This is a genomic window from Microbacterium oxydans, from assembly GCF_006540085.1.
Classification (GTDB): domain Bacteria; phylum Actinomycetota; class Actinomycetes; order Actinomycetales; family Microbacteriaceae; genus Microbacterium; species Microbacterium oxydans.
Genome location: NZ_BJOG01000001.1, coordinates 44,989 through 58,844, shown reverse-complemented (window position 1 = coordinate 58,844; position 13,856 = coordinate 44,989). Strand labels below are relative to the sequence as shown.

At 68.9% G+C, this 13,856-nt stretch carries 14 protein-coding genes; 8 read left to right on the top strand and 6 right to left on the bottom strand.

Translation table 11 applies throughout. From position 1 onward, the window contains the following. Window positions 1–8: 8 nt before the first annotated feature. Window positions 9–1,265 carry a calcium:cation antiporter family protein gene (locus MOX01_RS00290; RefSeq protein WP_141368031.1) on the bottom strand — a complete coding sequence of 419 codons (1,257 nt, stop codon included), beginning with the start codon at window positions 1,263–1,265 and terminating at the stop codon, window positions 9–11. A 359-nt stretch (window positions 1,266–1,624) separates the two neighbouring features. Between MOX01_RS00290 and MOX01_RS00285 the strand changes: the two genes are divergently transcribed. Continuing rightward, window positions 1,625–2,599 (top strand): C-terminal binding protein, encoded by a 975-nt coding sequence (locus MOX01_RS00285; RefSeq protein WP_141368030.1) that lies wholly within the window; start codon window positions 1,625–1,627, stop codon window positions 2,597–2,599. A 13-nt stretch (window positions 2,600–2,612) separates the two neighbouring features. Beyond that, a complete protein-coding gene (locus tag MOX01_RS00280; RefSeq protein ID WP_141368029.1) occupies window positions 2,613–3,467 on the top strand; it encodes a fumarylacetoacetate hydrolase family protein in 855 nt (284 codons plus the stop codon). A gap of 84 nt (window positions 3,468–3,551) precedes the next feature. On the opposite strand, the gene MOX01_RS00275 is transcribed toward MOX01_RS00280, so the two are convergent. Continuing rightward, window positions 3,552–4,400 carry an SMP-30/gluconolactonase/LRE family protein gene (locus MOX01_RS00275; RefSeq protein ID WP_141368028.1) on the bottom strand — a complete coding sequence of 283 codons (849 nt, stop codon included), beginning with the start codon at window positions 4,398–4,400 and terminating at the stop codon, window positions 3,552–3,554. After that, window positions 4,397–5,269, bottom strand: a complete 873-nt coding sequence (locus MOX01_RS00270) for a hypothetical protein (RefSeq protein ID WP_058631058.1) — start codon at window positions 5,267–5,269, stop codon at window positions 4,397–4,399. Before MOX01_RS00270 ends, MOX01_RS00275 begins: the two co-directional genes overlap by 4 nt. Window positions 5,270–5,496: 227 nt before the next feature. On the opposite strand from MOX01_RS00270, the gene phnD reads away from it, so the two are divergent. The 5 genes from phnD (at window position 5,497) to MOX01_RS00245 (ending at window position 9,559) form a co-directional block, all read left to right on the top strand. Further along, on the top strand, window positions 5,497–6,399 hold the full coding sequence (phnD, locus tag MOX01_RS00265; RefSeq protein ID WP_061017433.1) for a phosphate/phosphite/phosphonate ABC transporter substrate-binding protein: 903 nt from the start codon (window positions 5,497–5,499) through the stop codon (window positions 6,397–6,399). A gap of 146 nt (window positions 6,400–6,545) precedes the next feature. Next, the gene (locus MOX01_RS00260) at window positions 6,546–7,340 is read left to right on the top strand and encodes a phosphonate ABC transporter ATP-binding protein (RefSeq protein WP_141368027.1); all 795 of its coding nucleotides are present in this window, start codon (window positions 6,546–6,548) and stop codon (window positions 7,338–7,340) included. Then, complete coding sequence (gene phnE / locus MOX01_RS00255; protein WP_141368026.1) at window positions 7,324–8,166, top strand: phosphonate ABC transporter, permease protein PhnE; 843 nt, start codon at window positions 7,324–7,326, stop codon at window positions 8,164–8,166. Before MOX01_RS00260 ends, phnE begins: the two co-directional genes overlap by 17 nt. Further along, entirely contained in the window at window positions 8,163–8,930 is a 768-nt protein-coding gene (locus MOX01_RS00250; protein ID WP_061017426.1) for a tyrosine-protein phosphatase, read from the top strand. The genes phnE and MOX01_RS00250 overlap by 4 nt, the downstream gene beginning before the upstream one ends. An 8-nt stretch (window positions 8,931–8,938) precedes the next feature. Continuing rightward, window positions 8,939–9,559: a TetR-like C-terminal domain-containing protein gene (locus tag MOX01_RS00245; protein ID WP_227751235.1), complete on the top strand. Its 621-nt coding sequence runs from the start codon at window positions 8,939–8,941 to the stop codon at window positions 9,557–9,559. Here the strand turns inward: MOX01_RS00245 and MOX01_RS00240 are convergent. Genes MOX01_RS00240 through MOX01_RS00230 form a run of 3 tightly spaced genes read right to left on the bottom strand, consistent with a single transcriptional unit; the run spans window position 9,546 to window position 12,965 of the window. Continuing rightward, complete coding sequence (locus MOX01_RS00240; protein WP_141368025.1) at window positions 9,546–9,983, bottom strand: VOC family protein; 438 nt, start codon at window positions 9,981–9,983, stop codon at window positions 9,546–9,548. The genes MOX01_RS00245 and MOX01_RS00240 overlap by 14 nt on opposite strands. Window positions 9,984–10,020: 37 nt before the next feature. Beyond that, a complete protein-coding gene (locus tag MOX01_RS00235; RefSeq protein ID WP_058631056.1) occupies window positions 10,021–10,371 on the bottom strand; it encodes a TraR/DksA family transcriptional regulator in 351 nt (116 codons plus the stop codon). Between the two features lie 47 nt (window positions 10,372–10,418). Next, complete coding sequence (locus MOX01_RS00230) at window positions 10,419–12,965, bottom strand: MMPL family transporter (RefSeq protein WP_141368024.1); 2,547 nt, start codon at window positions 12,963–12,965, stop codon at window positions 10,419–10,421. A 69-nt stretch (window positions 12,966–13,034) separates the two neighbouring features. Here MOX01_RS00230 and MOX01_RS00225 point away from each other — a divergent pair, with 69 nt between their 5' ends. Beyond that, window positions 13,035–13,607: a TetR/AcrR family transcriptional regulator gene (locus MOX01_RS00225; RefSeq protein WP_141368023.1), complete on the top strand. Its 573-nt coding sequence runs from the start codon at window positions 13,035–13,037 to the stop codon at window positions 13,605–13,607. Window positions 13,608–13,856 lie beyond the last annotated feature (249 nt).

Below are 13,856 nucleotides of genomic sequence, written 5' to 3'. Positions count from 1 at the left end.
AAGGGCGGTCATCCGCGACCTCCGGCGCCGTCAGCGGATCCGCCCGCGGTCATCGCCGGCGAAGGCTGCGATCGACGGAACGGCGCGGCGAGGGTGGGCAGGATGTGCCGACGGTGGACGATCAAAAACCCGGCGGCGATGATCAGCTGCAGAGCGGAGAGCACGTAGCGGCCGCCGGTGTCGGTCACGAAGAACTGCACGAGGAAGATCGCCGCCAGGGCGATGGCCGATCCCAGGTGGAATCGGAGGGCGAGGAGGATCGCGACACCCATCACGGTCTGGGTGCCGGTGAGCACGAACTCCTCGATCTGCCGGGCATCGAGCGGCAGATCGGACCCTCCGCCACCGAAGAAGTGCGCGAGGGGGAGCGAGCCGACCAGGAGGCTCCACTGGTTGACCTTCGACGCGATGAGGGTGGCGATCGCGGCTGCCCCCATTCCCCGGACGGCGAAGAGCACCGCGATGATGAACTCGGGCGCCTCGGAGGCGAGGGGTGCGAGCCACTGCACGAGGAAGAAGCTGTCGATCCCGAGCGCGGTTCCCGAGTCGACGAGACCGGTCGCGAAAGGCTCGGCGCACGCGAGGATGATGCCCGCCGAGACGATGAACAACGAGATCACGGTGATCCGCCGGGCGCGGGTCGGCATGCCCGCGATGTGCGCGGCGGCGCCGACGAACTCGTCGTGGCTTTCGCTCTCCGCGCGGCCTGCCCGCCACAGGTAGGTGACGAATGCCCCGATGAGCACCAGGCCGAACCAGATCGGGATGTTCCCGAGCAGTGGGATGGCGAACGCGAGGATCGCCAGCACCGCGAGGAAGCCGACGTCCAGGCGTGCGGTGACGGGGAGCTCGAGGGCGAGGCGCCGGGCTTCGCCGCGTCGTGCCCGGTTCGCGATCACGAGGGCGACGATCACGACGAGTGGCCACCCGAAGCCCAGGAGCAGTCGGTTCGATCCCGTCATGTTCGCGGCGGCGTACTGCGCGTACTCGGGGTCGGAGCCGGAGCGGAACGCGTAGTACAGGTCGACGGCGTACTCGGGCAGCACGGCGATGAGGGCGAGGATGGCGATCGCGAGGGCGCCGGAGATGTCCTTCTGCGCGGCCTCGGCGGCCCAGGCGAGCACGAAGCTCGCCGCCACGACCGCCGCCCCGAAGACGACGAGGTCGAGCACGGGATTCGGGTGGAAGCCCAGTGTGCGGAACACCAAGGCGAGGGCGGCGATCAGGAGGCACAGGGCGAGACGGCCGATCAATGCGCGTGGCATGGGGAACGGTCCTTTCGGTCGGGCGCGACCGAGGGAGGACAAGACAGAACTCCGGCCGCGCGTGGGCCGAAGGTCTCGTTCATCCGGGAGACAGGGGCACCGGACGATCATCGTGAACGTCAGTATGTCGATGCGGCCTCAGGCTCTCGCGAGCCCGGAACTACTCCCCTTCGATCTCCCCAGTCTGGCGAACACGGGGGGCGATCCCCCTGCTCAGACGGAGATTCGGAGGGTTTCGGCACCCCTCACGCGTGAACTCGCTGGCGCCCGCGCAGGCGGCCCAGGATTTCGGAACAACGAAAGGGCCGAACATCGGTATCGCGATGCGCAGGTCTGCTAGATGCTATAGCATCGCATCCATGACCGAGCCATTCATCCTCGTCAGCGACTGCGACCTGCCGGGAACCGTCATCGAAGACACGCTCCGACAGGCAGGACTGCGCGCCGATCGCGCCGCATCCGGAAGCCCGGACGACATCGCCGCCCTCAGTGCCGACGCCGAAGGGCTGGTCGTGCAGTGGGCGCAGATCACGGGTGATGTGATGGACCGGATGCCGAACCTCCGCATCATCAGCCGTGTCGGCATCGGGTACGACATGGTCGATGTCGAGGCTGCGACCGTTCGCGGCATCGCCGTCGCGAACACCCCGAGCTACTGCATCGAAGAGGTGGCAGCGCACACCATCGCCATGATCATGTCCCAGGCGCGAGGCCTGTCCGCCTACGACCGCGCCGTGCGTGCCGGGACCTGGAAGGCCGTCGACGCACGACCGCTCGCCGTGCGCCCCTCAGCCACCACGGTGTCGGTGCTCGGCTTCGGACGCATCGGCTCGATGGTCGCTCGCGGTTGTCGCGCGCTGGGCTTCCGCGTCCTCGTCGCCGACCCCTTCGCCCCCGCCGACGCCGTGCGCGAAGCCGGTTGCGAGCCCGTGGAGATCGCGGAGGCCGTCGCGCGTGCCGACATCCTGACCCTGCACGTGCCGCTCACCGACGACACCCGGCACCTGATCGACGCAGCCGCCCTCGCGACCATGAAGCCGGGAGCGGTCGTGGTGAACACCTGTCGCGGTCCGCTCATCGACGAGGAGGCGCTCGCCGCCTCGCTGCGGGCGGGACACATCGGTGCCGCGGCCCTCGACGTGTTCGCGGGAGAGCCGCTCGCCGCCGACTCGCCGCTGCGTGACCTCGATCAGGTGCTGCTCACACCGCACGCCGCCTGGTACTCGCCCGAGGCGCTGGCCGACCTGCCGGTGCACGCGGCCGAGAACGTCATCCGCTACCTGGCCGGCGAGTCCGTGCCGATCGTCAACCCGTCCTTCGCCACCGCGCGCTGACCTGGAAGGCCCCATGGAGCTCCTGCGACTCGGCCCCGTCGGCCGCGAACGTCCCTATGTGCGAGAGGCGGGCGTCGTGTACGACCTGTCCCCCCTCACCGCCGAGATCGACGGCGACTTCCTCGCCGCCGACGGCATCGGCCGCGTGCGCTCCGCGCTCGGCCGGGGTGAACTGGTCGCCGCCGACGTCGACGGGCTGCGCATCGGCGCCCCTGTCGCTCGTCCGACAGCAGTGATCTGCATCGGACAGAACTACGCAGCTCACGCTGCCGAATCCGGATCGGAGCCCCCCGAGCATCCGGTCGTCTTCTTCAAGCACCCCAACACGGTGGTCGGACCGGACGATGTCGTGCTGCTGCCGCCCAGAGCCGAGAAGGTCGACTGGGAGGTGGAGCTGGCGATCGTGATCGGCAAGCCCGCCCGCTACCTGTCGTCTCCTGATGCCGCGCGAGAGGTCATCGCCGGCTACACGATCTCGAACGACGTCTCGGAGCGCGCGTATCAACTCGACGTCTCGGGCGGGCAGTGGTCGAAGGGCAAGTGCTCCGAGACGTTCAACCCGCTCGGGCCCGCACTCGTCCCCGCCGACGAGGTCGACCCTCAGGCGCTGCGACTGCGGTCGTTCGTGAACGGCGAGCCGCGGCAGGACTCGTCGACCGCGGACATGATCTTCTCCGTGCTGCAGATCGTGCACGAGCTGAGTCAGTATCTGGTGCTCGAGCCCGGCGACGTGATCAACACCGGTACCCCGCAGGGTGTCGCGCTCTCCGGCCGGTTCCCCTATCTGCAGGACGGCGATGAGATGACGATCGAGATCGAGGGTCTCGGACGTCAGCGCCAGCGCACCGAGCGGGTGCACCTGGGCTGACTCGGCTCTCCCCGGCGGCCTGTGCCCGGGGCACGGTTCCTTTCGCTGAGTGCACCGTGCTCCGGGTAGAGGTCGTCGGGTGCGTCAGCCCGCGAAGGGGATGACAGGAAGGCCCCGCACACCGGGTCGCACGGCGAAGAGCGAGCCCGCCTCGGTGCCGTGGCCGGGTTCGAGGCCCTGCGCCGAGGTCGTGATGTACAGCGTGCCGAGGTCGTCGTCGCCGAAGGTGCAGGCGCTGACCTGGGGCACCGGGAGCTCGATCGTCGCGATGCGCTGCCCTGCGGCGTCGTAGCCGTGCACTGCGCTGCCGCCCCACAGGGCCACCCAGATACTGCCGTCAGCGGCGATGCACAATCCGTCGGGGGAACCCTGCTCCTCGGGGATCGCGACGAAGGCGCGACGGCCCCGCAGCTCGCCCTCGCTGACGTCGAACACGTCGATGCGGTGCGTCGCGGTGTCGACGTAGTAGGCGCGTCGGCCGTCCGGCGAGAAGCCGATGCCGTTCGAGATCGTCGCCCGCGGAAGAACGGTGCTCGTCGTCAGGTCGGCGTCGACGCGCAGCACGGCTCCGGCATCGGGCGCCGCGTCGTAGGCCATCGACCCCGCGAGCAGGCGTCCCCGAGGGTCGCAGCATCCGTCGTTCATGCGCACACCGGGGTCGTCGCCCAGCGGGGCGACAGCCCGGATTTGTCCGTCGACGCCATCCGCGAGGTAGAGCGTGCGGGCGCCGACCGCCACCAGACCTCCACCGGAGCGCGGGCGGGCGAAGGCCAGGTACTCGTCGTCGATGTGCTGGCGGGACACGCCATCCGGTCGCAGCGACAGAAGATCGCCGGCGTCCCCGTCGACCCAGCGCAATCCGCCCCAGCCCGACCACCAGACGGGCGCCTCGGCGTGGTGCGCCATCGGGCCGGTGACGTTCTCCGGAGTCATGCGTCGTCGCGCGGGAGGGTCCGCGGGGCTGTGCGGTGCAGCGGGTCGGCGACAGGCATAGGCTCCGGCACGCGCTCCGCCTCCTGCTCGGCTGCGGGTGCGGCGGGCGGGGTCGCGGTGGCAGCGCTCGCCTGCGCGGGAAGCTCCTTCGCCACCTGCTTCTCCAGCACGGTGACCGCGTCGTCGGAGAGCAGGATGAGGCCGTCGAGCTCCTCGCGCACGCGCTTGTAGGCGACGTTGCGCTCGGCCTGCGTGGCGGATTCGTCGACCGCGACCTTCAGCAGCTGCTGTGCGCGTTCGAGACGCTTGCGCTCCGGCTCGGTGAAGGTCGAATCGCGCAGGCGTCTGGCATCCTTTTCGGCGATCTCGAAAGCGACCGCGTAGTCGCCGACGGCCTGGAGGTACTCGGTGACCTGCTGTTCCGACACCCTGGCGTCGGCGGAGGCGGGGCGCAGGGCATCGGCCGTCTTCTTGGCGCGCAGGAACGCGGCGGTCAGCGGCTGGCGCCCATCGCTCATGGCGGGGAAGGCGATCAGCTTGGCGACGTCGAGCTCGTAGTCGAGCCAGCGTGCCGTGATCTCGTCATGCTCGGCGAACAGGCGCGCGACCAGATCGCTCGGTGCCACGGACGCTGTGGTGTCGACGACAGAGGGTCCGCGGCGCTTGGCCTGCTGGGTGAGCGCGCGCGCCTCGATCTCGGCGGTCTTCAGCTGCGCCTTCATGCGAAGGGTCTCCAGGCGGCGCTCGTGTCGTCGCTTGGAGCTGCGCTCCCACGTCTTCGCGATACCACCGGCCATTCCCATGATCGGGAAGATGAGCCACCAGTAGTGCTGCGCGAAGGTCCAGAAGCCCTGGATGAACTCGTCCATGATGCGTTCAGCCTACTTCTCGGCGGGCTCTTGCCGCCCGTGCTGTTGCGGCGGCAAGGCAGGAACCTCCGGGGACACAGCTGGCCCGCTCCGCCCGCAGCGTCGATACCGTCCGTTCACGCAGCGTTCCATTCGGAGTACGGCAGTCTCGTAATTGCGTGTCACCTTCAGGGGTTGGAATACCGATGTTCTCGGAATGCCGAGACGTCTCCTCCCGAAAGGTCATCATGCGCCGCTTCACCCTGCCCGTCGTCGGCCTCCTGGGCGTGGCCGCCCTCTCTCTCACCGCTTGCCAGAGCCCGACCGCCGAGGCTGCTCCGGCCGATCCGGACGCTCCTCTCACGATCGCCACGATCCCCGTCGGCGACGACCCCACCGCCGAGAACCCGATCGAGGTGTTCGCCGACCTGCTGGAGAAGGCGACGGGCCGCGACGTCGAGATCACTGATGTGCCCGACTACCTCAGTGTCGTCGAGGCCATCCGTGCCGACCACGTCGACATCGGCATCATGAGCGGCTTCCCGTCGGCCCTCGCCGTCAACACCGGCGAGGTGGATGCGCTGGTCGCCTTCCAGGGCGACGGCAAGCCGGTCTCGACCTGCGTCGTGCTCGACGAATCGCCCATCCAGAAGGTCGAGGACCTCGAGGGCAAGACGGTCGCGTTCGCCGATCAGGCCTCCAGCTCCGGGTACTTCATGCCCGTGTACATGCTGCACGAGGCCGGTCTCGAGCAGGGGACCGACTACGAGGCCATCTTCGCCGGTGGACACGAGGGCAGCTTCGCCGCGCTGCAGCAGGGACAGGTGGACGCAGCCTGCACGGCCGTCATGCTCACGGAGCTCGGCGCCCCGATGTTCCCCTTTGCGGATGGAGAGTGGCGCGCGGTGGGGGAGAGCCCCGCGATGGACATCCAGGGCGCGGTCCTCGGCCGTCAGTCGCTGGACGCCGAGACCCGCAAGGTGATCCAGGACGGCATCGCCGAGGTGTTCTCGCCCGCGAACGCTGAGCGTCTCGGCGCTTACGGTGCGTTCGCAGCGGCCCCGCAGACGGTCGACCCGAAGAGCGCCGACTTCCAGTCCTTCGCCGAGATCGCGGCCGTGGCCGGGGTCAAGCTCGAGGACCTCAAGTGACTCTTCCCGCTCTGCGTCTCGCGCCGGCGGCCGCTGTTTCCGCACCCGGCCGAAACGGAGATGATTCGTCGTCGTCAGGGCGCGTCGCAGACCGACACGCCGGAGCGCCAACCGATGCTCTGGGTTTCGGCCCCGCCGAGGGTGCAGTGCGCACCCCCACGGCCGAGCTCCGCCAGGCGCTTCCCCTCGTCACGGTCCGCGGACTGCAGGTCGCGTACGGGGAGAACGCGGTGCTCGACGGGGTCGACCTCGACCTCTTCCCCGGCGAGATGGTCGCCCTGCTCGGAGCCTCGGGCTCGGGGAAGTCCACGCTGATGCGCAGCCTGACCGGGTTCGCGCCGATCATCTCAGGCACGGTCCGCGTGGCCGGGCACGACGTCACGAACCTCGGCCGCGGCGAGCTGCGAACCCTCCGCTCCGGGGTCGGACAGGTGTTCCAGCAGTTCAACCTGATCCCACGCCTCAGCGTCATGACCAATGTGCTCACCGGCGCCCTGCACGGCGCCGGGCCGATCAACATCGCGGGAGGCTTCTCGAACGCGCACCGCCGTCGGGCGCTCGAACTGCTCGATCGGGTCGGGATCGCGCACAAGGCATCCGCTCCCGCACGCTCCCTCTCGGGGGGACAGCAGCAGCGTGTGGCGATCGCGCGGGCGCTCATGCAGCAGCCGAAGGTGATCCTGGCCGACGAGCCGGTCGCATCACTCGATCCGAAGCTCGCGGGATCCGTGCTCGGCCTGTTGCGCGAGATCGCCACGCAGGACGGCATCCCTGTGCTGGTGAGCCTGCATGTGCTGTCGCTCGCTCTCGCGCACAGCGACCGCATCGTCGGGCTTCGCCACGGCGAGATGCTCGTCTCCGGCGTGACCTCGCAGTTGGATGCCGCCGCGCTGGAAAACCTCTACGACGACGAGGAGCACGGTGATGACGACGACCACTGAGCCGCGCGCAGACAGGACCACCCGCCCGACTCTCGACCCCGCGGAGCGCGCCCGGCTCGAGAGCGCCTTCCGCGTGCCGCGTGCCCGCTTCCTGATCGGACTGCCGGTCGCGGCCCTGGTGCTGATCTGGTCGTTCAACGGCGCCCAGTTCAACTTCGTGAAGCTCGGCGAGGGCGCGATCAACATGGGTGAGTTCCTGTCGCGCCTGTTCCCGCCCGACTTCTCGAAGATCGGCACCATCCTGGCACTGCTGCTGGAGACGTTTCAGATGGCCGTCGTCGGTACGGTCCTCGGCGCCGTCCTCTCCCTGATCGTCGCCTTCGGAGCCACCTCCACCCTCGCGCCGAAGTGGCTGTACTACCCGACGCGCTGGGTCATGAACATCATCCGCTCCGTGCCCGACCTGGTGTTCGCGCTCATGTTCGTCTCGGCTGTCGGGCTCGGCCCGTTCGCCGGCATCCTGGCCATGACGCTCGGCTCCATCGGCTCGATCGGCAAGATCTTCGCCGAGGCGATGGAGCAGGTCGACCGAGGGCCCGTCGTCGCGATGGAGGCGGTCGGCGCCTCGAAGCGGCAGATCATCCAGTACGGGATCCTCCCGCAGGCCGCACCGCTGCTGACCTCGTACACGCTGCTGCTGTTCGAGGGCAACGTGCGCGGCGCGACCATCCTCGGTCTCGTCGGCGCCGGCGGCATCGGCCTCGAGCTGACCACCGCGATGCGCATGTACGACTACGGCCACCTCAGCGCCATCATCATCTGCATCATCGTGCTCGTCACGGTGATCGACCAGGGCAGCGCCCTCATCCGAAGGAGAATCACATGAGCATCATCGATACCGGACTCGTCCTCAGCGCGCCGGTAAACCTGCGCGACCTCGGCGGCATCATGATCGATGGCGGTGTGCTGCGTGAAGGCCTCGCCATCCGCACGGACGACCTGGCCTATGTGACCTCGGAGGTGGCCGATGAACTCGTCGCGGGTGGACTCAGTGCCATCATCGATCTGCGCTCGCCGCTCGAGGTCTCGGTCACGGGACGTGGGCCTCTCGGCGCGCACCCGGTCGGCTACCATCACCTGCCGCTCATCGCGGATGTGGGGGCATCGATGGGAGACAAGGCCCCGGAGCTGAGCCACGAGGCCATGGGCCTGATGTACCGGCGCATGGTCGAGGGCGCGGCGCCGCAGCTCGTCATCGCACTCAACGTGATCGCGCACACTCCCGGCACGGCGGCCTTCCACTGCGCCGCCGGTCGCGACCGCACCGGTGTGCTCGCCGCCATGCTGTTGCTCGCATTGGGGGCCACCGACGACGACATCGTCACCGACTACGCCCGCACCGGCGACAACATGGTCGCGGTCATGGCGCGCACGGCTCCGGTCATGGGAGCGATGTGGAGAGCTCTGGGCTTCGACGCCGCCGCTCTGGAGAACGGCTCGTCGCTTCTGGAGGGCTCGATGGATGTGTCCATGCGCAGCCTTCTCGACACGCTCCGCGCGGAGCACGGGGACCCGCTGACGCCGTTGCGCGCTGCGGGGCTCTCGAACGCCACGATCGCCCGACTGCGCGAGCGGGCGCTGGCCGCGTGACGATGCCGATGACGGATGCCGGGGCCGCGGTTCGCCGCCGCCCCGGGCGTCCGCGCGATGAGGAGATCGACGGACTGATCGTCGATGCGACGCTGGGGATCATCGATGCTGGCGAGGAGGTCACGGTGTCGCGCGTCGTCGCGTGCAGCGGAGTGAGCCGCGCGGCTCTGTATCGGCGCTGGCCGTCGCTGACGCTGCTGATCGCCGCCGCGCTCGACGTCGGGCGCGAGGTGCCACCGGACTATCCCGCGGATGCCGACCTTCACGAGGTGCTGCTCGCAGGGCTCGGACTCGGCGCGGACGGCGTCGCACCCTCGGCGCCCGGTTACTCCGAGGAGCGGTTCCGGCAGCGCATCCGCCTCGTCATGGCAGATCGCGCCCTGCAGAAGACGTACTGGGAGTCGCACGTGTCCCGGCGACGGGTTCCCCTGCAGAATGCGCTCCGCATCGGGATCGCGCGGGGCGAGCTGCGGGCCGACCTCGACGTCGAGGCGTGCTTCGACGCCGTCGCGGGTGTCGCTTACTACCAGCTCGTCGTGCGCGGTGACAGGATCAGCGACCCCGCCGTCGTGGCACGGCTGCGTGCGGCGATCGAGGTGATCTGGCGCGGGATGGTCAGCTCTTCGTGAGGTCCTGCGCGAACATCACGAGGATGCCGCTCGGGCCGCGCAGATAGGTGAGCTTGTACACGTCCTGGTAGTTCGCGACTCCGCGCAACGGGTGGTAACCGTGTCGGGCCGCGATCGCCAGCGACGCGTCGATGTCGTCGACGGAGAACGCGATGCGGTGCATGCCGATCTCGTTGGGCAGGGTGGGCTCGGTCTCGATCGCGTCCGGATGGATGTACTCGAACAGCTCGATCTGGCCGTGCCCGTCTGGTGTCTGCAGCACGGCGATCTTCGCGTGGTTGCCGTCGAGGCCGACCGCGGTCGACGCCCACTCTCCGCTGACCTCGTCTCGACCGAGCACGGTGAGGCCGAGGTCGGTGAAGAACGAGATGGTGGTTTCCAGATCGCGCACCGCGATGCCGACGTTCTCGAGCGTGATGGGCATGGGGGAATGCTACTCGTGCCCGTCGCCACTGTCAGGGCTATCTGCCGAGCTTTTCGGCGCAGACGACGCAGTACTCGGCGAACGGCCGTGCCTCCAGGCGTCCGGCGGGGATCGGGCGGCCGCAGTTCGCGCAGATGCCGTAGGTGCCGGCTTCCACTCGGGCGAGCGCGTCATCGACCTGCTGCAGCTCGGATGCCGCGGCGTCGGCGAGACCCGTCAGCCGGGACCACTCCGACGACAGGGTCACGCCCTCGGGGTCGTGTTCGTCGTCGTCGTTCGAGCCCGCGCGGTCGTGGGTGAGCTCGTCGAGCATCGCCGCGGTCGCCTGCACGCGGGCTTCGGCCTGCATGCGCAGTGCGAGCAGGCGTTCGCGGGCATCGGCGGTCATCTGCCCACTCTAGGCACCTTCACCGACACCCGATCCCTGGGTCGTCGTCAGTCGGAGGTACGGGTCGTCGGCACCGAGTCGGTCGTCGTCGGCACGGCCACGGACTTCATTCCGGGGTGGTCGCGTTCGAGGGCTGCGCCCTCCATGTCGACGTTGGGCAGGATGCGGTCGAGCCAGCGCGGCAGCCACCAGGCCGAGCGTCCGAGCAGGTGCATGAGCGCGGGCATCAGCAGCATCCGCACCACGAACGCGTCGAGCAGCACGCCGAACGCGAGCCCGAATCCGATCGAGCGGATGATCGTCGACTCCGAGAAGATGAACCCGCCGAAGACCGACACCATGATGAGGGCCGCGGCGATCACGACCGAGCGTCCGGCGCGGAAGCCCTGGGCGACGGCATCGCGAGCGGAGGCGCCGTGCACGAACGCCTCCCTCATGCCGGAGGCGAGGAACAGCTGGTAGTCCATCGCGAGCCCGAACAGGATGCCGACGAGGATCACGGGCAGGAAGCTCAGGATGGGTCCTGTGCTGTGCAACCCGATGATCTCGGCACCCCAGCCGAACTGGAACACCGCCACGATCAGCCCGTAGGTCGCGAACAGCGACAGCACGAAGCCACCTGTCGCGATGATCGGCACGAGCAGCGACCGGAACACCACGATCATGATGAGCAGCGACAGGCCGACCACGACCACGAGGTACAGCGGCAGCACTCCGGCCAACGCTTCGGAGATGTCGATGTTGATCGCGGCCTGACCCGCGACGCCGAGGGTGATCCCCTCCGCGACGGGAGGCATGGAGCGGAGGTCCTGCACGAGCCTCTCGGTCGACGCGCTGTTCGGGCCTTCCTTCGGCACGACCTGGAACGCGAGCAGCGTGTTGTCGTCGGAGGTGGCGATCGGGGCGACCGCAGCCACGTCGTCCTGGTCGGCGATGGCCTGCGCGATCGTCACCTGCGTGGAGAGCAGGTCGTCGTCGCTGACCGCTTCGTCGAGGGTCGCGGTCACGAGCAGCGGGCCGTTCGCGCCCTCGCCGAACTGCTCGTCGACGGTCTGGAAGGCGCGGTAGCTGGTCGAGTCGCTCGGTTCGCTCGATCCGTCGGGCAGTCCGAGTCGCATCGACATGGCGGGGATCGCGATGATCAGCAGGGCGACGACGCTCACGAGCGCGGTGACGACGGCGCGGAGGGTCGACATGCGCTTCACCGGCTTGCCCGCGGCGTGCTCCTCGCCGATCGTGGTGCGCGCGCGACGGCTGAGCAGGCGCGTGCCGACGAGTCCGAGGATGGCGGGCGCGAGGGTGATGGCGACGAGCACGGCCACGGCGACGCACACCGCGCCGACCGTGCCCATGAGGCCGAGGAAGGGCACACCGGTCACGTTGAGGGCGAGGAGGGCGACGATCACGGTCGTGCCGGCGAACACCACGGCCGTGCCGGAAGTGCCGGTCGCGAGGCCGATGGATTCCCGCACCGGAACTCCGGCGAGCAGTTGCTTGCGGTGCCGGTTGACGATGAACAGCGAGTAGTCGATGCCGACCGCGAGACCGAGCATGACACCCAGCACGGGAGTGACCGACGCCATGTTCACGATGCCCGAGAAGGCGAGGGAGGCCGTGACGCCGACGCCGACGCCGACGATGGCGGTGACGATCGGGAGGGCGGCGGCGATGAGGGAGCCGAGCATCACGATGAGGACGATCGCGGCGAACGCGAGGCCGACCGCCTCGCCGACACCGAAGATCTCCGGCACGCCCTGCGCGATGTCGGTGCCGAAGTCGACCTCGACGCCGTCGATGGGTGAGGACTCGAAGTGGTCGATCGCGCCCTGCTTCACCTCTTCGGAGAGCTCGAGGCGCGGGTCGACGAACGAGATGTTGACGATGGCGGTCGAGCCGTCGTCGGAGACCACGCCGATGCCGTCGGCCAGGTCGAGCAGGGTCGAGCCCAGCTGCACCTGGTCGGCGTTGTCGTCGAGGGTGATGCGGGACTGGTCGAGCTGTGCGTTCTGGGCCGCGACCTGAGCCAGCTGCGCGTTCACGGCAGCGATCTGGGCATCGAGGGCGGCGAGCTGTGCGGATCCGGCACCGGCCTGCTCCGCCTGCGTGCGCGCGGCCGTGAGCTGCGTGAGTCCGGCTTCGAGCTGCGCACGGCCGTCGTCGAGCTGCGTCTGGGCGGCATCCAGCTGCGTGCGACCGTCGGCGACCTGCGTCTGGCCGTCGGCGAGCTTCTGCGCCTGCTCTTCCTGCTGCTTCTGCGCGTCGAACGGATCGATCACGCGCGCGACGCCGTCGAGGTCTTCGGCGCTGACGGCGAGGTCGGAGATCGCCTGCTTCTGCTCGTCGGTGAACGGCGACCCGTCCTTCGTGCTGTAGACGACCGTGCCGGTGCCGCCGGCGGTGTCCGGAAGCTTGTCGGCGAGCTCATCGGTCACGGCGCCGGATGCAGTGCCGGGGATGTCGAAGCTGTTGCTCAGCGTGCCGCCCAAAGTGAGGAAGGCACCGATGCCGAGGCCGAGGATCAGCACCCACGACACGATCACCGTCCACGCCTTGCGCGCAGCGAACGAACCCAGACGGTAGAGCAGTGATGCCACAGTGGTCTCCTTCAGACTCGAAGATCATACGGCACGTCTCGTCTAGCGATCTGTGGCTATCCTGAACGCATGGCGAACGAGCATCGAAGCGGCCCCGTGCGCAGCACGGCGGCACGCGAGGCGATCCTCGATGCGACCTCTCGGTTGTTCCATGCGCAGGGCTATGACCGGCTCACGATCGAGGGCATCGCCAAGGAAGCCGGGGTGGGCAAGCAGACCATCTACCGCTGGTGGTCGTCCCGCGGGGCCCTGATCGCCGACTGTCTCGTGGACGGGCGGCTCATCCCCGTCGACTTCGTCGTGCCCGACACGGGTGATCTGTTCGCCGACGTCGAGACCTGGCTGCAGTCGGTGTTGTCGATCCTCGCCTCCGCGCAGGGTCAGGCGCTGCTGCAGTCGCTCGTCGCCGCTGCTGCCGAAGACGCGGCGGTCGGCGCGCATCTCGGGAGCAGTCTCGGGGTGGAGCAGCATCTGTCCGAACGGCTGCGAGGGGGGATCCGCGACGGCCAGCTGCCGGAGGATGCCCCGGTCGCGCAGATCGGGCGCGCCATCCTGGGCGCGATCATCGTGGACTCGCTCGGGCGGGAGAGCCGCGGTCCCGACGGCATCATCGACCTGGCGCGGTACCTCTTCACGCGCTGAGGTCCGCGCCACTCGACGGCGACTACTCGAGCCACTCCGTGACGGAGCGGTCGTTCGCGTAGCTATGTGTCGTCTTGAGGCCTTCGTCGCTGGCGGTGTCCGTGGGCTGGATCGTTACGAAGTCTCCAGATCTAGCAGCTCAGGGGTTCGCAAACTGACGACCGATTGTCTCCCAAATTGACGACTGATAGTCATCTCCAGCTGACGACTCGCTGCCGGATGCGCACTGGGCCGGAGTCGGATTGAAGC